Genomic DNA, 20,799 nt, shown 5'->3' with positions numbered 1-20,799 from the left:
GTCAGTCCTCCTTCTTCCGCTGGGAGAGGGCGATCGCGCCGATCAGCGCGGCGAGCAGCAGGACGGACAGTACTTCGAACGGGAGGACCCAGTGCTTGAACACCTGGGTCCCGACCGCGGTCGCGGAGCCGTCGGCCACCGGCTTGACCTTCTCGTTGCCGAAGGCAAGGACGACGCCGGTGCCGAGGAGCACCGCGAGGACACCGGCGACCACGGCCGCGAACGGGCTGCGGCCGGTGGTCAGCTCGGGCAGCGGGTTCGTCGGGGCCTTGGTGAGCATCAGCGCGAACAGCACGAGGACGACGATCGCGCCGACGTACACGAGGATCTGGACCAGCGCCACGAACTCCGCGTGCAGGGCGCCGAAGCAGCCGGCCACGGCGCCGAGCGCGACCACCAGCCAGAGAGCGGCGTGCACGATCCGGCGGGAGGTGACGACCAGGACTGCGGCGGCGACCGCCACCACACCGGCGACGGAGAACAGGACCGTTGTCACTCGGCGTCCTCTGCGTCCCTGGGGTCCTCGGCGGCCGGGCCCGGGTCGATCGGCTGCGGCGCCGGGACGGTCCACATCCAGTCCCGGAGGCGCTCCTTCTCGTGGGTCAGGTTGCGGATGTCGGTCTCGGCGTACTCGAACTCCGGCGACCAGAACAGCGCGTCGAACGGGCAGGCCTCGATGCAGATCCCGCAGTACATGCAGAGGCTGAAGTCGATCGCGAACCGGTCCAGCACGTTCCGGCTGCGCTCCCGGGCCTGCTCACCGACCGACGGCGCGGTCTCGGTGTGCGAGTCGATGTAGATGCACCAGCTCGGGCACTCGCGGGCGCACAGCATGCAGGAGGTGCAGTTCTCCTCCAGCAGCGCGATCACGCCCCGGCTGCGTGGCGGCAGCTCCGGCTGGACGTCCGGATACTGCTCGGTGACGGACCGCCGGGCCAGCGTCCGCGCAGTGACCTTCAAACCTTCGACCAGCCCCTTGCCAGGCAGCCCCACACTCCACCTCCCGTCGGTTAACAGGACACTAGCGTCCCATGCTCCGTAGCAGGAACGCCCGTTCGGCTTGGTTGGTGTTGTGCGTGAGTGCGGTCTCATATGCCGCCTGCGCCTCCGCCGTGCGGCCCAGCCGGGTCAGCAGGCCGGCGCGGATCGCGTGAAAGAGGTAGTAGGTGTCGAGGGAGAGGTCGTCGACGAGCGCGAGCGCGGCGGCGGGGCCTTCCACCTCGGCCACCACGACGGCCCGGTTGAGGGCGACGACCGGGGTCGGGTCCAGCGTCAGGAGGTGGTCGTAGAGCTGGAGGATCTGCGGCCAGTCGGTCGCCTCGGCGGTGGCGGCGTCGGCATGTACGGCGTTGATCGCCGCCTGCAGCTGGTACGGACCGGGGTGGTTGCGGCGGAGGCAGCGCCGTACCAGGTCGTGCCCTTCGGTGATGAGGGCGCGGTCCCACCGGGTCCGGTCCTGGTCGCGGAGGCGGATCAGCGAGCCGTCGGGCGCGACCCGCGCCGGGCGACGGGAGTGCTGGAGGAGCATCAGCGCGAGCAGCCCGACCGCCTCGGGTTCGTCCGGCATCAGGTCGACGATCAGCCGGCCGAGCCGGATCGCCTCGACCGCGAGCTCGTCGCGGACCAGGGTCTCGCCGGACGACGCGGCGTACCCCTCGTTGAAGATCAGGTACACGACCGCCAGTACGCCGCGGACGCGGTCTGGCAGGTCCGCCTCGTACGGCACCCGGTACGGGATGCCCGCGACCTTGATCTTCGCCTTCGCGCGGACCAGGCGCTGCGCCATCGTCGCTTCCGGGACCAGGAACGCGCGGGCGATCTCCGTCGTACTGAGTCCGCCGAGCATCCGGAGCGTGAGGGCGACCCGGACGTTCAGCGCGAGGGCAGGGTGGCAGCAGGTGAAGATCAGCCGCAGGCGGTCGTCGTGCACGGCACCCTCCTCCACCGGCTCGGCCTCGGCGTGCAGCAGCGCCGCCTGGGCGTGTTTGTCGGCCCGCGCCGACTCCCGGCGCAGGCGATCGATCGCACGGTTCCGCGCGGTCGTGATGATCCAGCCGGCCGGACTCGGCGGTACGCCGGTCTCCGGCCACTTCTCCAGCGCCGCCGCGAACGCGTCCTGGACGGCGTCCTCGGCGATCTCCAGGTCGCCGAACACGCGCGTCAGTACGGCGACCGCGCGCCCGTGCTCGGCCCGGAAGATCGCCGCGAGGTCGGGAGTCACGACTGCGACGGCCGGACCTCTACCGGAAGACCGAGCACCGTGGCGAGGCGGCGTCCCCAGTGCAGCGCGGCGTCGAGATCCTCGACGCGGATCACGATGAAGCCGCCGAGGTGTTCCTTGCCCTCGGTGAACGGGCCGTCGGTGACCAGGACCTCGTCACCCTTCACCCGCAGCACGGTCGCGGTCTCGGGCGGGTGCATGCCGGCGTCGAACACCCAGACTCCGGCTTTCCTGAGGTCCGCGTTCAGGACTTCGAGGTCGCGCATGATCGGGTCGAGGATCTCGGGAGCGGGCGGCGGGCCGTCGGGCTGGTAGATGCTGAGTACGTACTGGGTCATGGAGTCCTCCTTCTCGTCACCTACACGAACGGCCTCACCCTGGATCGACAGGCAGCACCACAGTAATTTCCAGACCACCTCCGGCGCGCGGTACGGCGTCCACCGTGCCACCGTGCGCCTCCGCCACCGACCGCACGATCGACAACCCGAGCCCGGCCCCCTTCCCGCCGACGAGCCGTTCGGCGCCGAGGCGGTAGAACGGCTCGAACAAACTCCCCACCTCGTACGGCGGGATCTCGGGCCCGGTGTTCGTGACGACGACCCGCACCTCGTCGCCGACGCACTTGCTCACCACCCTCACCCACCGCTCGCCCGCTCCGGCGTTGTGGCGGATGCCGTTCTCGACGAGGTTGTGGACGAGCCGTTCCAGCAGCAGCGCGTCACCCTTGGTCGGGGCGTCGCCGGGGCCGCGGATCACCTCGACGCCGGCCGCGGCGGCCTCGCTCGACAGCTGGCCCGCGACGTGCGTGACGACATCGCTCAGGTTCACCGGGTAGACCGCGGTCAGCTGCTTCTCGGAGTCCGCGAGGATCAGCAGCCCCTCGATCAGCTGCTCGTGCCGGGCGTTGATCGTCAGCAGACTCTCGCCCAGCTCCTTCACGTCCGCGGACGCCGTACGCCGGTGCATCGCGACCTCGACGAGCGCCCGGCCGAGCGTCAACGGCGTACGCAGCTCGTGGGACGCGTTCGCGACGAACCGGCGCTGGCCGTCGAACGAATGGTCCAGCCGCTCGACCATCGTGTCGAACGCGTCTGCCAGGTTCTTCACCTCGTCGTCGGGTCCGTTCAGCCCGATCCGCTCGTGCAACGCGGCCAGCGAAGCCGCAATCCGCCGAGCCGTGTCCGTCACCCGATGCAGCGGCGCCAGCACCCGCCCGGCAACCAGCCAGCCGAACCCAGCGGCCAGCGCACCGACAGCCACGAGCGCGATGCTCCCCTGCGTCAACATCGACTTGATCGCCGCCTGCCGCACCTGCTCACGCTGCTCGTTCATCACGCGTTCGGCGTCGGAGCCGGTCAGCAGCGCACCGTCCTTGTTCAGCACGTACGCCTGATCAGGTGGCGGCGGCTTGGTCGCGGTACCCGAAGGATTCAGGTACGTCCCCTTCACGATCACCTGGTACTTCTGGCCCAGGTTCGCGCTGAACAGTGCATAGGTGACGCCGAGCAGCAGCACGCCAGCGACCAGGAACAGGCCGCCGTACAGCAGGGTCAGGCGGCCACGCAGCGAGAGCCGCCTCAGGGGATTCTGTAGCCGACGCCGGTGACGGTCTCGACCAGTCCCGGCTCGCCCAGCTTCCGGCGCAGCTTCAGGATCGTCAGTCGTACCGCCCCCGTGAACGGGTCCACGTGCTCGTCCCATGCCTTCTCCAGCAGTTGTTCGGCCGACACTGTCGCGCCGTCGGCCCGCAGCAGCTCCGCGAGTACGGCGAACTCCTTCTTCGACAACGGCACGTACCGGCCGTCGCGGAACACCTCGTGCCGCGCCGGATCGAGCGCGACCCCGGCACGGCGCAGTACGGGCGGATCGGCCGGGCGGCTGCGGCGGCCGAGCGCCAGTACCCGGGCCGCCAGCTCCGCGAACGCGAACGGCTTCGTCAGGTAGTCGTCCGCGCCGAGCCCGAGGCCCTCCACCCGGTCCGTCACCGCGGCCGCCGCGGTCAGCATCAGCACCCGCGTCGCCGACCCGGACGCCACCAGTTGCCAGCACACCTCGTCGCCGTGAACGACCGGGATGTCGCGGTCCAGGACGAGTACGTCGTACCCGTTCACGGACAGCCGCTCGAGGGCGGCGCCGCCGTCTGCGGCCACGTCGACGGCGTGCGAGTCGTCGCGCAACCACTCCGCGATCGCTGCCGCCAGCAACGGTTCGTCCTCGACCACCAGTACCCGCACGCACCCCATGGTGCCCGACGGCGCTGTTTCCCCGGTGTTTCCGTCCGCGGAAACGGTCCGGAAACGACGGACCGCGCAGGGTTTCCAAAAACTGATTAGGAGCAACGATGCGCAACACCATTCTGGCCGCGTCTGTTCTGCTGGCCGGCCTGATCCTGACCGGCTGCGGAGCCGACAAGCCCGACGCCCAGGTCGCGTCCGGCGGGGAACCCCAGTCCACCGCGGCGAGCAGCGCCCCGGCCAGCCTCAGCCAGGACGAGATGGCGGTCAAGTTCACCCAGTGCCTGCGGGAACACGGCCTGAACGTGCCGGACCCGGAACCCGGCAAGGGTCCGATGCTGAAGTTCGACAAGAACTCCGGCGTCACCCAGGACCAGGTCCAGAAGGCGATGGAGGCATGCCGGGAGTACGACCCGCAGGCTTCCGGGAGTGCCAATCCGCAGCAGCAGGAGAACGGCCGGAAATACGCGGAGTGCATGCGGAAGAACGGCGTCGAGAAGTTCCCGGACCCGAAGCCGGACCAGCGCGGGATCATGATCGGCCCGGGCGTCGCGGACGACCCGGACTTCACGAAGGCACAGGACGCGTGCCAGAGCATCCTGGCGGCGCGCTGATGCGGAAGGCGATCACCGCGGTCGTGGTGCTCGCTGCCGGCGGCGCCGCAAGCTTCTTCTTGGTGAACCGGGGCGACGCCGGCCAGGCCGCGAGCCAGGCAGCGCAGCCGCTCCCGGTCAACACCACCAAGGTCACGCAGCAGACCCTGAAGGACACCGAGACGCAGAACGGCACACTCGGCTTCGGCAGCACGTCCGCGGCGGTGGACCGGGTCGCCGGCACCGTCACCGCCGTACCGGACAGCGGGCAGGAGCTGCGGCGCGGGAACACCGTCTACAGCATCGACAACAAGCCGACGACGTTGCTGTACGGCGCGCTACCGGCGTACAGGCGGCTCGCGGTCGGGACCGAGGGGACCGACGTCCTGCAGCTCGAGCAGAACCTGCGGGCGATGGGCTACACCGGGTTCACCGTCGACGACACGTACACGGCCGCTACGGCGACCGCGGTGAAGGCGTGGCAGGACGACCTCGGGCTGGACGAGACGGGCGTGGTCGAGCTGGGCAGTGTGCTGTTCGCGCCCGGGCACATCCGGGTGGACAGCGTGCCGGCGCAGGAAGGTTCACCACTCGGGCCGAACCAGCCGGTGCTCAACTTCACCGGGACGACGCGGGCGGTCACCGTGCAGCTGGACGCCGCGGATCAACGGCTCGCGGTGATGGGTGCGGCGGTGTCGGTCGCGTTGCCGAGCGGGGAAGACGTCGTCGGAAAGATCCAGAAGGTCTCCACGGTGGTGATTCCGGCGGAGAGTCCGGACAAGGACCCGGAGACGAAGGTCCAGGTGATCGTTGGGATCGCCAATCAGAAGGCGGTGGCGGCCTGGACCTCCGCGGCCACCGACGTCACGTTCACCGCATCGGAGCGGAAGAACGTGCTGACCGTCCCGGTCGCGGCGCTGGTCGCGCTCCGGGAGGGCGGGTTCGGGGTGGAGGTCACGGACGGTACGACGTCGCGGTACGTGCCGGTGAAGACCGGGCTGTTCGCAAGCGGGCAGGTCGAGATCAGCGGGACCGGGATCACCGCCGGGACGACGGTAGGGATCCCGAAATGATCGAGTTGCGGGACGTGACGAAGGTGTACGCGGGCGGGGTGCGGGCGCTCGGCGGAGTGAGCCTGCGGATCGAACCCGGCGAACTGGTCGCGATCGTCGGCCCGTCCGGCTCCGGGAAGTCGACGATGCTGAACGTGCTCGGGACCCTCGACCGGCCGACGTCCGGGACGGTCCGGATCGACCGGTACGACGTGGCGCGGTTGTCCGACGCGGGGCTGTCGGCGTTGCGGGCGAGCCGGATCGGGTTCGTGTTCCAGCAGTTCCACCTCGCGGCCGGCGTACGGGCGGTCGACAACGTGGCGGACGGGTTGCTGTACTCCGGGCTGCGGCTGTCGGCGCGTCGTCAGCGTGCGGCGGCCGCGCTGGAACGGGTCGGTCTCGGCCATCGCCTGCGCCACGAGCCGCACGAGTTGTCCGGCGGCGAGCGTCAACGCGTCGCGGTCGCCCGAGCCGTCGTCGGCGAACCCGCCGTACTCCTCGCCGACGAACCCACCGGGGCCCTCGACTCCGCCTCCGGCGCCGGCGTCATGCAACTCCTCCGCGACCTCAACACCACCGGCACCACTGTCGTCGTCATCACCCACGACCGCGACATAGCCGCCACCCTCCCGCACCAAGTCCACATGCGAGACGGCCACCTAGTCGAGGAAGTCCACCCATGAGCAACCAGAGGGAGTTGAAGCCTGCCAGCCTTGGATTGTGGGATGTGGTGCGGGTGGGGGCCGTTGGGTTGCGGACTCGGCCGACGCGGGCGTTGCTGTCGGCGTTGGGGATTGCGATCGGGATTGCGGCGATGGTTGCCGTGGTGGGGATCTCGTCGTCGTCGCGGGCGCAGCTCGACGGGCAGCTGGACGCGTTGGGGACGAATCTGCTGACCGTGACCCCGGGAACACGCCTGACCGGCGGCCAGGCGCAGTTGCCGTTGGCCGCGGAGGGGATGGTCGCGCGGATCGCCCCGGTGCGGGCCGAGTCGGCGATCGGCAAGGTGGACGACGCGTCTGTGTACCGGACCAACAAGATCCCGGACGTCGAGACGAACGGGATCATCCCGTACGCCGCCCGCCCCAACCTGCTCGACACCATCGGCGGCACGGTCCGCAGCGGGAAATGGCTGGACACCGCGACCGGTACCTTTCCGGCGACCGTTCTCGGTGCGACCGCCGCGGACCGGCTCGGGATCACCAAGGCCGGCCCGGACACCCAGGTGCTGATCGGCACCACCTGGTTCACCGTGCTCGGCATCCTCGAACCGGCCGCGCTCGCCCCGGAACTCGACAGCGCCGCCCTGATCGGCTGGCCCGCCGCCAGCGGGAGGCTGTCCTTCGACGGCCATCCGACCACGATCTACACCCGCTCCGACGACACCCAGGTCCAGGCGGTCCGATCGGTGCTCGGGGCAACGGCCAACCCGGAGGCGCCGAACGAGGTCGAGGTCTCCCGCCCGTCCGACGCGCTCGCCGCGAAAGAGGCCGCCGGGCAGGCGTTCACCGGCCTGCTGCTCGGCCTCGGCGCGGTCGCGCTGCTGGTCGGCGGGGTCGGTGTCGCGAACATCATGGTGATCTCGGTCCTCGAACGCCGCGCCGAGATCGGCCTCCGGCGTTCCCTCGGCGCCACCCGCGCCCAGATCCGTACCCAGTTCCTCACCGAGTCGCTCCTGCTGTCCGCACTGGGCGGCCTCGGCGGCGCACTCCTCGGAGCAGCCGTCACCGCGGCGTACGCCTCGTACCAGAACTGGCTCACCGTGATCCCGGTCTGGGCGCTCGCCGGTGGGGTTGTCGCCACCCTCGTGATCGGCGCACTGGCCGGCCTCTACCCCGCCGTCCGAGCCTCCCGCCTCGCCCCGACGGAGGCGCTCGCGACCCCCTAGAACAGAACGACGCCGATGCCGGTGAGCGCGAGCTGCAGCAGCGCCACCGGGACCAGGCCCTGCCACGCCAGCTTCTGGAGTTGGTCGGCGCGCATCCGCGGGAACGACACCCGCACCCAGATCACCACGACCGACACCAGCGCGACCTTCACGATCGTCCAGATCCACCCGATCGACTCCGGCCCGGGACCGCTCCAGCCGCCGAGGAACAGCACCGTGGTGAGGCCCGCGAGTACGACGATCCCGGCGTACTCGGCGAGCAGGAACATCGCGAACCGGAGCCCGGTGTACTCCGTGTACGGCCCGAAGATCACCTCGGAGTCCGCGACCGGCATGTCGAACGGCGGCCGCTGCAACTCGGCCAGCCCCGCGATGAAGAACACGACCATGCCGGGCAGCTGCCACAGCAACCACCACGGGTTCCACGCGTGGGCGATCGTGGTCAGGCTCAACGACCCGGCCGCGACCGCGACGCTCGCCGCGGAGAGTACGAACGGCAGCTCGTAGCTCATCAGCTGGGCCGCCACCCGGAGCCCACCGAGCAGGCTGTACTTGTTCCCGCTGCCCCAGCCCGCCATCAGCGAACCGAGTACGCCGATGCTCATCACCGCGAGTACGAAGAACAGGCCGGAGTCGAGGTCCGCGCCGACGATCCCCGGCGCCAGCGGGATCGCGGCGAGCGCGGCGAGGTACGGCAGGATCGCGACCACCGGCGCCCACTCGAAGACCCGCTTGTCCGCGGCCGCCGGGACCACGCTCTCCTTCTGGACGAACTTCACGCCGTCCGCGACCAGCTGCGCCCAGCCGTGGAACCCCCCGGCGTACATCGGGCCGAGCCGTGACTGCATGTGCGCCATCACCTTGTGCTCGGCCTGCCCGACCAGCAAGGGCGCCACCAGGAAGGCGACCAGAACGCCCACCACCCGCACCACGAACTCCAGCATGAACGTCAGCCTAGTGCGTCCGGCTTGACCTCAACCAGCGTTCAGGTCCGAGGGTGGGGGGCATGAGAACAATCCTTGTCACCGGAGCCACCGGCCGCGTCGGCCGGCACGTCGTCGACGGACTGCGTGCGGCGGGCGTCTCCGTCCGGGCCCTCGTCCGTACGCCGGAACGCGCCGCCCTTCCGCCCGACGTCGAGCTGATCCAGGGCGACATCACCGACCCGGCCGCCGTACGACGGGCCGCGGACGGCGCGGACGCGGCGTTCCTGCTCTGGCCGTCGTTCAGCGCCGACGGAGCAGCGGCCGTGGTCCCCGAACTGCCGCAGCGCGTCGTCTACCTGTCCTCGTTGAGCGCGCCGTCCGGCGGGGTGTGGGGCGACGTCGAGGCGTTGCTGAAGGACAAGGACTGGACGTTCGTCCGCCCCGGCGGGTTCGCCGTGAACGCGCAGGGCTGGGCCGACGACTTCCGCACCGGCGACGTGGTCCGGGTCGCGTACCCCGAGGCCGGGCGGTCGCTGATCCACGAGCGCGACATCGCCGCGGTCGCCGTACTCGCGCTGCTCGGCGACCACCACACCGGCCGGAGCTACGACCTCACCGGCCCGGAGGTGCTGACGCAGGCCGAGCAGATCCGCACCATCGCGCGCGTGGTCGGCAAGCCGATGCGGGTCGAGGCGCTGTCCGCCGACGCCGCCCGGCAGGCGATGCTCGACCTCGGCGCCGACCCGATCCTCGCGGACAGCTCGGTCAACTACTGGGCCGGACTCGTCGACAACCCCGAACCGGTCACCACCACGGTCGCCGAACTGACCGGCCGGCCCGCCCGCACGTTCGCCGAGTGGGCCGCGGACCACGCCGCCGAGTTCCGCGTACCGACGACGACCGAGGTCGCCCGCCAGTACACCGCCGCTCTCTCCACGGGCCGCCTCACCGAAGCGCTCGCCCTCACCGCCCCCGACATGGTCCGCGTCGCACCCCTCGAAACCGACGGCGAAGAACTCGAGATCAAAGGCACCGACGCCATCCTCGCCCACGCCCACCAGCAAACCGCCGACACCCAGCACGACGCCATCGACGTCCTGGGCCCCCTCGTCACCGACGATCACTTCGCCATCCGCTTCACCTTCCACCACAACACCACCCAAACCACCAAACTCTCCCTCTGCACAGTCAAGTCCGGCCGCATAGTCCGCGAGGAAGTCTTCTACTACACGCCGCCTCGCGCTTGATATCATCAGATATCAGAAGAAGGGAGCCGTACATGAGTGACGTGCTTATTCGCGATGTACCCGACGAGGTGCTCGCCGTGCTCGACCAGCGAGCAGCCAGCCAGGGGTTGTCCAGAAGCGAATACCTGCGTCGGCAACTCAGCCAGGAAGCGGCGCGCTCCGAGGTCACTGTCACGCTCGCGGACCTCCAGCGACTGTCGGAACTGGCTCGCGACGTGAAGGACCCTGAGGTCATGGCTCAGGCCTGGTCGTGACTCCGACGCTCGACTCACGGCGCTGGCTGATCGACAAGTCGGCCCTCGTGCGGCTGGGCGCCGCGCCCGATTGGGAGGACTGGGTAAATCGCATCAGCCGCGGACTCGTGCACGTCAGCACGATGACCTTGCTCGAGGTCGGGTTCTCCGCGCGATCGGCGGAGGAACATCGAACTCTCCTGCAACAACCGCCAGTCGCTGCGATGCCGGTGGAGAACGTCACCCCAGCGGCTGAGCGCCGTGCCGTGGTAGTGCAGGCGCAACTGGCGTCCGCGGGCCAGCATCGAGCACCGTCTGTGCCGGACCTGCTGATCGCGGCCACGGCGGAACAGACGGGTCTGATCGTGCTGCACCTCGACAAGGACTTCGAGCTCATCGCCAACCTGACCGGGCAGCCGACCGAGCGGCTGAGTCAGAGCGGGAGCTGAACCCAGCCGCCTACGTCGTGGCGGCCGGAGGTGAGGGCGGCGGTGCGGGCGCCGTGGTTGGCGGAGTGGATGGTGCCGATCAGGATGCGGGTGGGGTCGGGGAGGGACTGGGCCAGGAGGGCGCTCAGGTGGCGGCCGTAGCCGTGGCCGCGGTGGGCGGGGGCGAGGACGAGTTCGCGGACGACGTACGCGGGCAGGCCGAGCGCGTCGTCGGGTTTGATGATCGCGGCGGCGTACCCGGCCCACTCGTCGTTCACGGTGACGTCGTACAGCAGGCCGTCGTCGGCGGACTCCTGCAGGTCGTCGAGGTCCTGGAGGGTCGCCTCGTCCGCGTGGTGCGGGTGTTCGGCGTCGACGGCGGCGTACGCGCGGCGGGCGTCGTCGTAGTGGTCGACGGTCTTCGCCGGGCGGAGCGCAAGGCCTTCCGGTACGTCGTACGGCCGCAGTTCGCTGATCGGCGCGCCGAGGAACCGCCGGTCGGGGGCAGTGCCGTCGATGCCGGCGCCGGCGGTCCAGAGGCGGACGTAGAGCGGGTTGTGGATGCCGTAGTACTCGCGGGCCGCGGCGGCGAGCGCGGCGAGGTCGGACTGCTCTGGGGTGCGGGTCATCGGGGTGGCGTCGACGAACGGCTTCGCCAGGTTCATGTTCTCGAAGCGCATGCTGAACATCACGCACAGGTCGTTGCCGACGGCAACCCAGCGGTTGAGCATCGACTCGGCCGGCTTGCCCGGGGCCAGCCGCTGCGCCCGCGCGGCGGCGATGTCCAGGTCCTCGGCCAGCAGGATGTCCAGCGCGGCATGCTCCTCGGCGAGGATCGCCAGCCGGCGCGCGTCGTCCACCCACTCCCGCGTGAGCGGATGCTGCCGCTCCAACGTCCAACCGGCCAGCTCTTCAGCAGTAGGAATCACAACCGCTCACCCTACGACTCGGGCGGCGGTTCCGAGGGAGGGGCTTGGCGGCGGGTGCGTCGTTCGCCGGGGGCGGTGGTGCGTCGCGGGCGGGCGGGAGTGGCGGCAGCTTCGGCAGGGGCCAGGGGGTCGGGTGCCGGGGAGCCGGGTGGGCGAGGGCCCCAGGTCTCGGGGTCGGGGACGCCGGGCGGGAGGGTGCGGCGGCGGCTGGGGGCTCCGGACGGGGCGTGGTCGGATTCGCCGGGTTCCTTGGCGCCGGGCCACGGCTTGGCGACGCGCGAAGCCAGCACGAACTCCTTGCGCAGCGGGTGGCCCTCGAACTCCTCGGGGAGCAGCAGCGTCGTCAGGTTCGGGTGCCCGGTGAAGTCGATGCCGAACATCTCGTGCGTCTCCCGCTCGTGCCAGTTCGCCCCGGCGTACACCTCGGTCAACGTCGGCAGTACGGCGTGGTCCCGCGGCACCAGCGTCCGCACCAGCACATGGTCGACGTGCGACCCGCCCCAGAAGTCCGCGAGGTGCGACACCACCCGGAACCCGTCCTTGAGCTCGTCCGACGCGCTCAGGAAGTCGAAGAACGTCAAGCCGACCGCGTCCCGCAGTACCTCGTGCGCCGCGACCCACGCCGACGCCGGTACGTCGATCGCGACCGGCCCGAACGAACTCGCGGACGTCGCGGCGATCCCGGCGCCGGTCAGCGCCTCGACAGCGTCGGTGGTCAAGGCTGCACCAGGCCCCGCGTCAGGGCGGCCGCCGACGGCTCCTCGTACCGGCTCGCGACGGTCTCGCCGGCGATCTTCTCCTGCAGCTTGAGGATGCCCTGCAGCAGCGCCTCCGGCCGCGGCGGGCAGCCGGGTACGTACACGTCGACCGGGATGATCTGGTCGACGCCCTTGGTCACGCAGTACGAGTCCCAGTACGGGCCGCCGGAGTTCGAGCAGGAGCCGAAGCTGATCACGTACTTCGGTTCCGGCATCTGGTCGTACAGCCGTTTGATGGCGGGCGCCATCTTGTCCGTGACGGTGCCGGACACCACCATCAGGTCGGCCTGCCGCGGTCCGGGCGCGAACGGGATCACACCGAGCCGGATGAAGTCGTGCCGGCCCATCGACGCCGCGATGAACTCGATCGCGCAGCAGGCGAGGCCGAAGTTGAACACCCAGAGCGAGTACTTCCGGCCCCAGTTCAGCAGGTACCGCACCGGCTCCGGCGCGAGCCGTGCCAGCGCGCCGACTGCCGGTCGCACCGTCGGCATCCCCAGCTCGGTCTCGGCCATGCGCTCAGCCTAGTCCGACAATCTCCTCCGCGAGGATCTCCGGGTACTCGAGCGGCGCGTAGTGCCCCACACCGTCCACCGGCCGGACCCGGAGGTCGCTGAAGTAGTCGTCCACCCGATCCGACCAGGCGCGCGGGAACAGCGGGTCGAACTCCGGCCAGAGCACGACGGTCGGTACGGCGATCCGGTCGTACGACGGGGGCGCGGTCTCGGCCGCGGAGACGGCGACCGCCCCGGCACCTGCCCGGTACCAGTTGATCGACGCGGTGAAGGCGCCCGGCGCCGAGTACACCTCGACCAGGTGATCGAGGTCCGGCTCGAAGCCCGGACCGGACCAGTGCGTCCAGAAGTGCCGCAGGTACGCGCGGACCGCGGCCGGCTGCCCGTCGATCAGCTCCTCGACCACCGGCAGCCGGTGGAACGCCTGGTACCAGAACTCCGTCTGCGCCTGCTCGGAGAACACCCGCTTCCCGATCCCCGGCAGCGGCGGCGCGATCACCAGACCCTCCACCAGTTCGGGACCGGTCCGCGCGATCCGCTGCGCGATCCGGCTGCCGATGTCGTACCCGGCGAGCACCGGCCGGTCGAGCCCCAGCTCCTTCACCAGCGCGAGCACGCTCCGTGCCTGCGCGTCGGCGCCGTACTGCACCGGGTCCGGGTCGGAGCGGTCCGACGCACCGAATCCGCGCAGGTCCGGCACCACGACCTCGCATCCCCGCTCCACCAGCATCGGCGCGAGCACGCGGTAGTCCGTGCGGTCGCCGGGCCAGCCGTGCAGCAGCACGACCGCCGGTCCTTCGCCGTACCGGTCGTAGGCCAGCCTGAACCCGTCCACCGCGCCGCTGAGCTGCATGGCATTCATTGTTGACCACCCGACCGGCCGGGCCTACCGTGTTTGAACAGGACTGAACAGGTTCATTTGAGGAGCCGAGATGACCGGTCAGGTCGAGGTGCAGCAGACTCGCGCGCTCTCCGTCGAGAGCAACGGGCTGAACGTGATCGCGGACGCGGACCGGAAGGGCCGCCCGAGCCAGCTGTTCTGGCCGTGGTTCGGGGCCAACGTCTCTGTCCTGGGGCTGAGCTACGGCGCGTTCGCGCTCGGGTTCGGGATCTCGTTCTGGCAGGCGGTGATCGCCGGGCTGATCGGGGTGGTGTTCTCGTTCCTGCTCTGCGGGCTGATCGCGCTGGCCGGAAAACGTGGTTCGGCGCCGACGATGGTGCTCGGCCGGGCCGCGTTCGGGGTCCGCGGAAACAAGCTTCCGTCGCTGGTTTCCTGGCTGCTGACGGTCGGCTGGGAGACCGTACTGACGATCCTCGCGACGCTGGCGACCGCGACCGTGTTCGACCGGCTCGGCTGGGGCGGCGGCGCGCTGACCAAGGTGATCGCGCTGGTCGTGGTCGGGCTGCTGACGGTCGCGTGCGGCGTGCTCGGGTTCGACCTGATCATGCGGGCGCAGACCGTGATCACGATCGTGACCGGCGTACTGACCGTCGTCTACATGATCCTGGTCGCCGACCAGATCCACTGGACGACGGTGTCGCAGATTCCGAACGGTTCCACCCAGGCGGTGATCGGTGCGCTGGTGTTCCTGATGACGGGCTTCGGGCTCGGCTGGGTGAACGCGGCGGCGGACTACTCGCGGTACCTCCCGCGCCGGGCGTCGAGCCGGGGCGTGGTCGGCTGGACGACGGTCGGCGGCTCGGTCGCTCCCGTCGTCCTGCTGGTGTTCGGGCTGCTGCTCGCCGGGTCGTCGAAGGACCTGAGTACGGCGATCGGCGGGGACCCGATCGGTGCGCTGGCGGCGACGCTGCCGACCTGGTTCCTGGTGCCGTTCGTGATCGTCGCCGTACTCGGGCTGGTCGGTGGCGCGGTGCTCGACATCTACTCGTCGGGGCTGGCGCTGCTGGCGCTCGGGTTGCCGGTCAAGCGGTACGTCGCAGCGTTCGTCGACGGGGTGGTGATGATCGGCGGGACGATCTACGTGGTGTTCTACGGCGGGAAGTTCCTCGCCCAGTTCCAGGGGTTCCTGATCACGCTCGGCGTACCGATCGCGGCCTGGTGCGGGATCATCCTGGCCGACATCGCGGCCCGCCGGCGCGACTACGCCGAGGACGACCTGTATCGGCCGGCCGGGCGGTACGGCGATGTCCGGTGGCTGCCGGTACTGACGATGGTCGTTGCCACGGGCATCGGGTGGGGGCTGGTGACGAATACGGCGGCGTCGTGGCTGACCTGGCAGGGGTACCTGCTCGGACCGCTCGGGCTCGGCCCGAAGGACGGCGCGTGGGCGTTCGCGAACCTCGGCGTACTGGCGGCGCTGGTGCTCGGGTTCGTCGCGCAGTGGTTCGGCGGACGGTCCGCCGTACGGCGGCAGGAGGCGTGAGACGTGCTGGCACTGATCGATCTGCAGCGGATCTTCGCGGACCCTTCGTCGGGGTGGGCGACGCCGGACTTCCGGCGGGTGATCGAGCCGACGCGGGAGCTGATCAGGCTGTTCTCGCCGGAGGTGGTGTTCACGCGGTTCGTCGCGCCGGACAAGCCTGACGGGGCGTGGGTGGGGTACTACGAAGCGTTCCCGTTCGCGTTGCAGCCGGCCGATGCGGCCGACTACCAGTTGGTGGACGAGTTCAAGGGCGCTCCAACTCTCGACAAGACGACGTTCGGTGCCTGGGGCCCCGAACTGGCGGCGCAGGTCGACGGGCGGCTCGTGCTGGCCGGCGTGGCGACCGACTGTTGTGTGATCAGTACGGCGCTGGCCGCGGTCGACGCCGGCGTACAGGTGCAGGTGGTGGAGGAGGCGTGCGCCGGGTCCACCGCGGAGAACCACGCGAAGGCGATCGACCTGATGCGGTTGTACGCGCCGATGCTGGAGATCGTCAGCGTGGAGCAGTTGCGATGATCCGGCTCAAGCACGAGCGGGTGGCCCGGGTGCTGGCGCGGGAGATCAAGTCCGGCGTCGTCCGGCCCGGTGCGCAACTGCCGGGCGAGATGGAGTTGGCGCGGCGCTTCGCGGTCAGCCGGAACACGGTCCGCGCGGCCCTCGCCGTACTCGCGGAGGACGAGCTGATCGCCACCCGGACCGGGAAGGGTTCGTACGTGCTGTTCGACGGGCGCCCGTTGGACGGGCGGCTCGGCTGGACGCACGCCCTGTCCGAACAGGGCGTCGAGACCCGGATGCGGACGGTACGGATCGAACGCGAGGAGGATCCGGCGCTGGCCGAACGCCTCGGGCTCGGCTCGTCGTCGTTCGTGGTGATCGAACGCGTCCGGCAGCTGACGGACGGTACGGCGATCTCGCTCGAGCGGAGCCAGGTCCCCGCGCTCGAGCAACTCCGCGACCTACCGGAGCGCGGGCTCGACAACGGCTCGATCAGCGTCACGCTGAACCGCGCCGGGCTGTACCTCGACCACTGCGAACAACGCCTCCGCGGCCGCGTCCTCACCCCGATCGAGGCCGGCCACCTGGAGCGGCCGGACAACACCTGGTTCCTGCACACCACCCGCACCAGCTGGACCGCGACAGACGAGTTCGCCGAACACGCCGACGAACTCCTCGACCCCACCCACTACGAGCTCAACCTCACCTACAACGCCTGACTAAGGGGGTAGTTGCCGCAGGCATAGGGAGTAGTGCTGATGTGGGGGGTCTCCTCAGAGACGGACTGTTTTCTCAGCAGCGAGAGCAGCCGGAGGAGATCATGTTCGTTTACTCGACCGCCGCGGTTCAGGCGGAGATGAAGTACCGCCAGGAGCGGATCCGCCGCGACTTCCAGCGCCCCCTGTGGTTCCGCAAGCGCGCACCGCAGCCGCCCCAGCCCTGCGCGCCCGAATTGCGGGCCCGGCCCGCGATGTGACCGCACGTTCACCGCCAAAGACCCCTTCCCCCCGGCGGGGGGGGGGGGGGCCCCCCCCCCCCCCCCCCCCCCCCCGCCACCGTCTTTTCAGGGGTCCTAAGACCCCCTAAGCGCACCTAGGAGTGCGCCTACGGCGGGGATAGGGAGGAGTTCCGATGTGCGGGGTCACCTCAGACGAGCAGATTAAGGGTGTCGGCAGGGAGCCGGCACAGCACAACGGAGGAACACATGTTCACCAACGCAAGCGTCAAGGCAGAGGTCGACTACCGCCGGGAGCGCCTCAGCCGCGACTTCCGGCAGCACCGGAGGACCTCCGGGACCCGTCGGACCTTCAGCCACCTGTTCGGCCGGAAAGCCTGAAGGGAGGAAAACACCATGATCTCCATTCCACTGACCCCCGATTCGATGCGAGCCGAGGCGGCGTACCGCCTGGAGCGCGCCAAGCGTGACTACCGGGCGGCGAACCGCCGGGAGCGCACAGTGAAGGGTTCCGAGCCCAAGCCGCGGCCGGCCCTCCGTCCCCGTCCGGTCGCATGACCGCCGGGACCGCCGTCCCTGATCGGGAAACACCGATCAGGGACGGCGTTTCTGTCTCTGCTGCCGGGCCGGTTTCTGTACCGCCTTCTGCGACCGGGAGAACCCACGGAACGGGATGCCGTCGATTTGTGTCGGCGCCAGGGGCGAAGATGGACGACGTGCCCTGGAACTCGACACCTCTCGTCGGCCGCTCGTCCGAGATGGCCGCCCTGCTCAGCGCCGTGGACGACGCGAAGACGCGCCGCGCCGGTGCCGTGCTGCTGTCCGGCGACGCCGGCGTCGGCAAGACCCGGATGCTGGACGAGGTCGCGACCGGGGCACACGAGCGCGGTTTCGGCGTCCTCGTCGGGCACTGCACCGACTTCGGCGACGCCGGCCTGCCGTACCAGCCGTTCTCGGAGATCTTCGGCCGGCTGGCCGGCGACCGCCCGGACCTGGTCGAGGGCGTGCTGACGAACTTCCCCGCGATCGGCCGGCTGCTGCCCGCGCACCGGCTGCTCGGCGCCCAGCCCGCGCCGCAGCAGGAGGGCCAGCTGGACCGGGCCGCGCTGTTCGACGCGGTGCTCGGCGGGTTCACCGCGCTGTCCACCAGCGAGCCGCTGCTGGTGATCATCGAGGACGCGCACTGGGCCGACGACTCGACCCGGGACCTGATCGGTTTCCTCATCACCCGGCTGACCTCGCAGCGACTCGCCCTGGTGGTCTCGTACCGCAGCGACGACCTGCATCGCCGGCACCCGCTCCGCCGCCCGATCGCCGAGTGGTCCCGGAACCCGCGGGTCCGCCGGGTCAACCTGCTGCCTCTGGACGCCGACGAGGCCCGGACGCTGCTGCACTCGCTGCTCACCGATCCGCTGCCCGCCGAGGAGGAGCGCCGGATCCTGGAGCGCGCCGGCGGGAACGCGTTCTTCACCGAGGAGCTGGCCGCGGCGGCCTCGATGGGCGACAACGACGGCGTGCCGCCGGATCTGGCCGACCTGCTGCTGGTCCGGCTCGACCCGCTGTCCGACAACGCCCGCCAGGTGGCCCGGGTGATCGCGGTCGCCGGGCACCGCGTCCCGCACACGCTGCTCACCGCGGTCGCGAAGCTCCCGGACCGCGAGCTCGACGACGCCCTGCGGGAGCTGATCGACGCGCACATCATCGACGTACCGACCAGCGATCGGTACTACTTCCGGCACGCGCTGCTGGCCGAGGCCGTGTACGACGACCTGCTGCCGGGCGAGCGCGTCCGCGAGCACGCGGCGTACGTGCAGGCCCTGGAGAACCAGACCGTCGCGGGCACCGCCGCCGAGCTGGCCGGGCACGCCACCCGGTCGCACGATCTGGCGACGGCGTTCGAGGCGCGGGTCCGGGCCGGGCAGGAGGCGCTGTCGGTCGCCGCGCCGCAGGAGGCCCTGAAGCACTATGAGATGGCGCTCGAGCTGTTCCCGAACGCGGCGCCGACCACCACGGTCGACAAGACCTGGCTGATCGTCGACACCGCGACCGCCGCGACGTTGTCCTCGCAGCACCTGCGTGGGCTCAAGCTGCTCCGGAAGGCGCTGGCCGAGCTGCCGGAGGAGGCACCGAAGCGGCAGCGCGCCGAGCTGCTGCTGCCACTCGCCGACATCGCGCTGATCATCGACAACGACCAGGAGTCCAACGAGGCCGTCTCGCAGGCGCTGAAGCTGGTGAACGACGAGCCGGCCAGCGTGTTCAAGGCGCAGGTCGCCTCGCTGTACGCGCGGGTCTCGGACGCGCTCGGCCGCCCGATGGAGGCCGAGCGCTGGGCGCACAAGGCGCTGGAGATCGCCCGCGAGGCCGGGCAGGAGTCCGCGGCCAGCGACGCCGGGATCACGCTCGCCCAGCTGCGCCGCCGGGCCGGTGACCCGGAGACGGCGGCCAAGCAGCTCGAGGAGGCCGCCGTACGGGCGCAGCTCACCGGCGATCCGGCCGCGGAGGTGCGGAGCCGGTTCCTGCTCGGGTCGACGCGGTACGAGCAGGGCGACCTGCTGAACGCGAAGGCGGCGTTGTCGTTCGCGACCAAGCGGGCGGGTGAGCTCGGGCGACAGTGGGCGGCGTACGGGTTCGACGCGCGGCGGATGCTGGCGCTGACCCAGTTCATGCTCGGCGAGTGGGACGACGCGTCGGCGACCGCGCGGACCGACGCGATGACGCCGGCGGCGGCCGGGGCTGCGCTGCGGGCGGTGGAGTTCTCGGTGCGTGGCGGGCGTGGGGACACCGCGGTGGCGGAGGAGTTCGAGATGTCCCGCAAGTGGTGGGACCTGGACATCATGCTGCCGATCATTGGGCTGCAGCCGGCCGTGGATGCGTACCGGGCGCTCGACAAGCCGGCCGCGGCGGAGAAGCTGGTCGCGGACGTGACCATGCTGTGCGCGGACGTGTTCCAGACCGAGTGGTTCCTGGGGCGGATCCGGTTCGCGACGCTCGGGTTGCAGCTGCTGTGTCATCGGGCGGTGGGTGAGCCTTCGGCCGCGGCCGACCTGGTTGCGCGCGGGGCGGAGCTGGTGTCGATGGGTCAGTCGACCGCGGAGAAGGGGTTGCCGCCGGGGCGCCTGATGGGGGTTGAAGGGCTCGCGTGGCTGGCGCGGCTGGAGTCGGAGTGGGAGCGGCTGCGGTGGCTGGCCGGGGTCGACGCGCCGACGCCCGAGGAGCATGTCGCGGCGTGGCAGCGGACCACGGACGCGTTCGGGTACGGGTACGTGTTCGAGCAGGCGTGGTCGCGGGTCCGGTTGTCGGCGGCGCTGCGGGCGGCCGGGCGGGTCGCGGAGGCAAACGAGCAGGCGGCGCTGGCGGCCGAGGCCGGCCGCGAGTTGAGCGCGCGGCCGCTGCTGGAGGAGGCGGGTGGCGGGGACTCGCACGGCGCGAGTGCGCTGACGTCGCGGGAGACCGAAGTACTGCGTTTGCTCGCCGAGGGCCGGACGAACCGGCAGCTGGCGCGGGAGCTGTACATCAGCGAGAAGACGGTCAGCGTGCACGTCTCCAACATCCTCGCCAAACTCGGCGTCCGCTCCCGCACCGAAGCGGCAGCAGTAGCCCGCCGGGACGGCCTGCTGGAAGACGCTTAGCCGTGGCGGCGGTTGTGGGTGGTGTCCTGGGTTTGGTGGCGGGCTCGGGCGCGGGCCAGTTCGTCAGGCTCGGGCTCGTGGGCCTCGGGGCGGTGTTCCGGCTCGGTGATGTCGTCGAAGACCTGGCGGGCGTGCCGCATTCTCGCTGCGGCCCAGAGCACCAGCCCGACCGCGGCAAGAGCTATCACTACCCACAGTTGCCACGACATAGCCTCACCACCACGTACTCGCCCCGTTCCCCCGAGTAATCACCATAGTCGCGAACCCTGCGCTTGGCGACCACTTGTACGCATTCCGTTGAACAGAACGCTT

The 20,799-nt window shown here is 70.5% G+C and carries 25 protein-coding genes and 1 pseudogene; 14 read left to right on the top strand and 12 right to left on the bottom strand.

The features are described 5' to 3' along the window. Nucleotide 1: 1 nt before the first annotated feature. From ACFV9C_RS19745 to ACFV9C_RS19720, 6 genes and pseudogenes are all read right to left on the bottom strand, one after another. Entirely contained in the window at nt 2-496 is a 495-nt protein-coding gene (locus tag ACFV9C_RS19745; protein WP_380195454.1) for an NADH-quinone oxidoreductase subunit J, read from the bottom strand. Nucleotides 497-642: 146 nt separating this feature from the next. Beyond that, nucleotides 643-870, bottom strand: a pseudogene (locus tag ACFV9C_RS19740) (4Fe-4S binding protein); the annotation flags it as partial. 151 nt (nt 871-1,021) lie between these two features. Then, nucleotides 1,022-2,221 (bottom strand): RNA polymerase sigma factor, encoded by a 1,200-nt coding sequence (locus ACFV9C_RS19735; RefSeq protein ID WP_380195453.1) that lies wholly within the window; start codon nt 2,219-2,221, stop codon nt 1,022-1,024. Beyond that, on the bottom strand, nt 2,218-2,559 hold the full coding sequence (locus tag ACFV9C_RS19730) for a YciI family protein (protein WP_380195451.1): 342 nt from the start codon (nt 2,557-2,559) through the stop codon (nt 2,218-2,220). Before ACFV9C_RS19730 ends, ACFV9C_RS19735 begins: the two co-directional genes overlap by 4 nt. Before the next feature lie 34 nt (nt 2,560-2,593). Then, entirely contained in the window at nt 2,594-3,736 is a 1,143-nt protein-coding gene (locus ACFV9C_RS19725) for a sensor histidine kinase (protein ID WP_380195449.1), read from the bottom strand. Nucleotides 3,737-3,798: 62 nt separating this feature from the next. Continuing rightward, the gene (locus ACFV9C_RS19720; protein WP_380195448.1) at nt 3,799-4,455 is read right to left on the bottom strand and encodes a response regulator transcription factor; all 657 of its coding nucleotides are present in this window, start codon (nt 4,453-4,455) and stop codon (nt 3,799-3,801) included. A gap of 107 nt (nt 4,456-4,562) precedes the next feature. On the opposite strand from ACFV9C_RS19720, the gene ACFV9C_RS19715 reads away from it, so the two are divergent. The 4 genes from ACFV9C_RS19715 to ACFV9C_RS19700 are packed head-to-tail and all read left to right on the top strand — an operon-like array spanning nt 4,563 to nt 7,988. Further along, the gene (locus ACFV9C_RS19715; protein ID WP_380195446.1) at nt 4,563-5,069 is read left to right on the top strand and encodes a hypothetical protein; all 507 of its coding nucleotides are present in this window, start codon (nt 4,563-4,565) and stop codon (nt 5,067-5,069) included. Further along, nucleotides 5,042-6,121, top strand: coding sequence for a peptidoglycan-binding protein (locus ACFV9C_RS19710; RefSeq protein ID WP_380195444.1), 1,080 nt, complete (start codon nt 5,042-5,044; stop codon nt 6,119-6,121). The genes ACFV9C_RS19715 and ACFV9C_RS19710 overlap by 28 nt, the downstream gene beginning before the upstream one ends. Next, entirely contained in the window at nt 6,118-6,783 is a 666-nt protein-coding gene (locus ACFV9C_RS19705; RefSeq protein WP_380195442.1) for an ABC transporter ATP-binding protein, read from the top strand. Before ACFV9C_RS19710 ends, ACFV9C_RS19705 begins: the two co-directional genes overlap by 4 nt. Next, nucleotides 6,780-7,988 (top strand): ABC transporter permease, encoded by a 1,209-nt coding sequence (locus ACFV9C_RS19700; RefSeq protein ID WP_380195440.1) that lies wholly within the window; start codon nt 6,780-6,782, stop codon nt 7,986-7,988. The genes ACFV9C_RS19705 and ACFV9C_RS19700 overlap by 4 nt, the downstream gene beginning before the upstream one ends. On the opposite strand, the gene ACFV9C_RS19695 is transcribed toward ACFV9C_RS19700, so the two are convergent. Then, a complete protein-coding gene (locus ACFV9C_RS19695; protein ID WP_380195439.1) occupies nt 7,985-8,932 on the bottom strand; it encodes an NADH-quinone oxidoreductase subunit H in 948 nt (315 codons plus the stop codon). The genes ACFV9C_RS19700 and ACFV9C_RS19695 overlap by 4 nt on opposite strands. A gap of 62 nt (nt 8,933-8,994) precedes the next feature. Here ACFV9C_RS19695 and ACFV9C_RS19690 point away from each other — a divergent pair, with 62 nt between their 5' ends. Genes ACFV9C_RS19690 through ACFV9C_RS19680 form a run of 3 tightly spaced genes read left to right on the top strand, consistent with a single transcriptional unit; the run spans nt 8,995 to nt 10,843 of the window. Further along, nucleotides 8,995-10,161 (top strand): NAD(P)H-binding protein, encoded by a 1,167-nt coding sequence (locus tag ACFV9C_RS19690; protein WP_380195437.1) that lies wholly within the window; start codon nt 8,995-8,997, stop codon nt 10,159-10,161. 32 nt (nt 10,162-10,193) lie between these two features. Further along, on the top strand, nt 10,194-10,415 hold the full coding sequence (locus ACFV9C_RS19685) for a ribbon-helix-helix protein, CopG family (RefSeq protein WP_380195436.1): 222 nt from the start codon (nt 10,194-10,196) through the stop codon (nt 10,413-10,415). Beyond that, on the top strand, nt 10,412-10,843 hold the full coding sequence (locus ACFV9C_RS19680) for a PIN domain nuclease (RefSeq protein WP_380195435.1): 432 nt from the start codon (nt 10,412-10,414) through the stop codon (nt 10,841-10,843). Before ACFV9C_RS19685 ends, ACFV9C_RS19680 begins: the two co-directional genes overlap by 4 nt. On the opposite strand, the gene ACFV9C_RS19675 is transcribed toward ACFV9C_RS19680, so the two are convergent. From ACFV9C_RS19675 to ACFV9C_RS19660, 4 genes are read right to left on the bottom strand one after another with little or no spacing between them, the layout of a single operon-like run. Next, nucleotides 10,828-11,751, bottom strand: a complete 924-nt coding sequence (locus ACFV9C_RS19675; protein WP_380195433.1) for a GNAT family N-acetyltransferase — start codon at nt 11,749-11,751, stop codon at nt 10,828-10,830. The genes ACFV9C_RS19680 and ACFV9C_RS19675 overlap by 16 nt on opposite strands. An 11-nt stretch (nt 11,752-11,762) precedes the next feature. Then, a complete protein-coding gene (locus ACFV9C_RS19670; RefSeq protein ID WP_380195432.1) occupies nt 11,763-12,470 on the bottom strand; it encodes an NADH-quinone oxidoreductase subunit C in 708 nt (235 codons plus the stop codon). Further along, nucleotides 12,467-13,024, bottom strand: a complete 558-nt coding sequence (locus tag ACFV9C_RS19665; protein WP_380195431.1) for an NADH-quinone oxidoreductase subunit B — start codon at nt 13,022-13,024, stop codon at nt 12,467-12,469. The genes ACFV9C_RS19670 and ACFV9C_RS19665 overlap by 4 nt, the downstream gene beginning before the upstream one ends. Nucleotides 13,025-13,028: 4 nt before the next feature. Next, on the bottom strand, nt 13,029-13,877 hold the full coding sequence (locus ACFV9C_RS19660) for an alpha/beta fold hydrolase (RefSeq protein ID WP_380195429.1): 849 nt from the start codon (nt 13,875-13,877) through the stop codon (nt 13,029-13,031). 79 nt (nt 13,878-13,956) lie between these two features. On the opposite strand from ACFV9C_RS19660, the gene ACFV9C_RS19655 reads away from it, so the two are divergent. The 7 genes from ACFV9C_RS19655 to ACFV9C_RS19625 all read left to right on the top strand — a co-directional run bounded on the left by ACFV9C_RS19655 (nt 13,957) and on the right by ACFV9C_RS19625 (nt 20,487). Continuing rightward, entirely contained in the window at nt 13,957-15,408 is a 1,452-nt protein-coding gene (locus ACFV9C_RS19655) for a purine-cytosine permease family protein (RefSeq protein ID WP_380195427.1), read from the top strand. 3 nt (nt 15,409-15,411) lie between these two features. After that, a complete protein-coding gene (locus ACFV9C_RS19650; protein ID WP_380195425.1) occupies nt 15,412-15,924 on the top strand; it encodes a cysteine hydrolase family protein in 513 nt (170 codons plus the stop codon). Further along, nucleotides 15,921-16,622, top strand: a complete 702-nt coding sequence (locus tag ACFV9C_RS19645; RefSeq protein ID WP_380195423.1) for a GntR family transcriptional regulator — start codon at nt 15,921-15,923, stop codon at nt 16,620-16,622. The genes ACFV9C_RS19650 and ACFV9C_RS19645 overlap by 4 nt, the downstream gene beginning before the upstream one ends. A 101-nt stretch (nt 16,623-16,723) precedes the next feature. Beyond that, nucleotides 16,724-16,879 carry a hypothetical protein gene (locus ACFV9C_RS19640; RefSeq protein WP_380195421.1) on the top strand — a complete coding sequence of 52 codons (156 nt, stop codon included), beginning with the start codon at nt 16,724-16,726 and terminating at the stop codon, nt 16,877-16,879. 228 nt (nt 16,880-17,107) lie between these two features. Further along, on the top strand, nt 17,108-17,239 hold the full coding sequence (locus ACFV9C_RS19635; protein WP_380195419.1) for a hypothetical protein: 132 nt from the start codon (nt 17,108-17,110) through the stop codon (nt 17,237-17,239). 15 nt (nt 17,240-17,254) lie between these two features. Then, complete coding sequence (locus tag ACFV9C_RS19630) at nt 17,255-17,416, top strand: hypothetical protein (protein ID WP_380195418.1); 162 nt, start codon at nt 17,255-17,257, stop codon at nt 17,414-17,416. A gap of 149 nt (nt 17,417-17,565) precedes the next feature. Beyond that, nucleotides 17,566-20,487: an AAA family ATPase gene (locus ACFV9C_RS19625; protein ID WP_380195416.1), complete on the top strand. Its 2,922-nt coding sequence runs from the start codon at nt 17,566-17,568 to the stop codon at nt 20,485-20,487. Here the strand turns inward: ACFV9C_RS19625 and ACFV9C_RS19620 are convergent. Further along, the gene (locus ACFV9C_RS19620) at nt 20,484-20,696 is read right to left on the bottom strand and encodes a hypothetical protein (RefSeq protein ID WP_380195415.1); all 213 of its coding nucleotides are present in this window, start codon (nt 20,694-20,696) and stop codon (nt 20,484-20,486) included. The two genes, ACFV9C_RS19625 and ACFV9C_RS19620, sit on opposite strands and share 4 nt — an antisense overlap. Nucleotides 20,697-20,799: the final 103 nt, after the last annotated feature.

Origin of the sequence: Kribbella sp. NPDC059898, assembly GCF_042730855.1 — a bacterium.
GTDB lineage: Bacteria > Actinomycetota > Actinomycetes > Propionibacteriales > Kribbellaceae > Kribbella.
Note: the sequence above shows the minus strand (reverse complement) of the source record. Positions and strands in the feature narration are given on the sequence as shown.

Excerpts from the sequence above, each read along its gene's own strand:
- ACFV9C_RS19640 (WP_380195421.1), top strand. The coding sequence starts at position 16,724 with ATGTTCGTTTACTCGACCGCCGCGGTTCAGGCGGAGATGAAGTACCGC.
- ACFV9C_RS19645 (WP_380195423.1), top strand. The coding sequence starts at position 15,921 with ATGATCCGGCTCAAGCACGAGCGGGTGGCCCGGGTGCTGGCGCGGGAG.
- ACFV9C_RS19630 (WP_380195418.1), top strand. The coding sequence starts at position 17,255 with ATGATCTCCATTCCACTGACCCCCGATTCGATGCGAGCCGAGGCGGCG.
- ACFV9C_RS19620 (WP_380195415.1), bottom strand. The coding sequence starts at position 20,696 with ATGTCGTGGCAACTGTGGGTAGTGATAGCTCTTGCCGCGGTCGGGCTG.
- ACFV9C_RS19655 (WP_380195427.1), top strand. The coding sequence starts at position 13,957 with ATGACCGGTCAGGTCGAGGTGCAGCAGACTCGCGCGCTCTCCGTCGAG.
- ACFV9C_RS19685 (WP_380195436.1), top strand. The coding sequence starts at position 10,194 with ATGAGTGACGTGCTTATTCGCGATGTACCCGACGAGGTGCTCGCCGTG.
- ACFV9C_RS19730 (WP_380195451.1), bottom strand. The coding sequence starts at position 2,559 with ATGACCCAGTACGTACTCAGCATCTACCAGCCCGACGGCCCGCCGCCC.
- ACFV9C_RS19700 (WP_380195440.1), top strand. The coding sequence starts at position 6,780 with ATGAGCAACCAGAGGGAGTTGAAGCCTGCCAGCCTTGGATTGTGGGAT.
- ACFV9C_RS19625 (WP_380195416.1), top strand. The coding sequence starts at position 17,566 with ATGGACGACGTGCCCTGGAACTCGACACCTCTCGTCGGCCGCTCGTCC.
- ACFV9C_RS19660 (WP_380195429.1), bottom strand. The coding sequence starts at position 13,877 with ATGCAGCTCAGCGGCGCGGTGGACGGGTTCAGGCTGGCCTACGACCGG.
- ACFV9C_RS19715 (WP_380195446.1), top strand. The coding sequence starts at position 4,563 with ATGCGCAACACCATTCTGGCCGCGTCTGTTCTGCTGGCCGGCCTGATC.
- ACFV9C_RS19695 (WP_380195439.1), bottom strand. The coding sequence starts at position 8,932 with ATGCTGGAGTTCGTGGTGCGGGTGGTGGGCGTTCTGGTCGCCTTCCTG.
- ACFV9C_RS19635 (WP_380195419.1), top strand. The coding sequence starts at position 17,108 with ATGTTCACCAACGCAAGCGTCAAGGCAGAGGTCGACTACCGCCGGGAG.
- ACFV9C_RS19665 (WP_380195431.1), bottom strand. The coding sequence starts at position 13,024 with ATGGCCGAGACCGAGCTGGGGATGCCGACGGTGCGACCGGCAGTCGGC.
- ACFV9C_RS19690 (WP_380195437.1), top strand. The coding sequence starts at position 8,995 with ATGAGAACAATCCTTGTCACCGGAGCCACCGGCCGCGTCGGCCGGCAC.
- ACFV9C_RS19705 (WP_380195442.1), top strand. The coding sequence starts at position 6,118 with ATGATCGAGTTGCGGGACGTGACGAAGGTGTACGCGGGCGGGGTGCGG.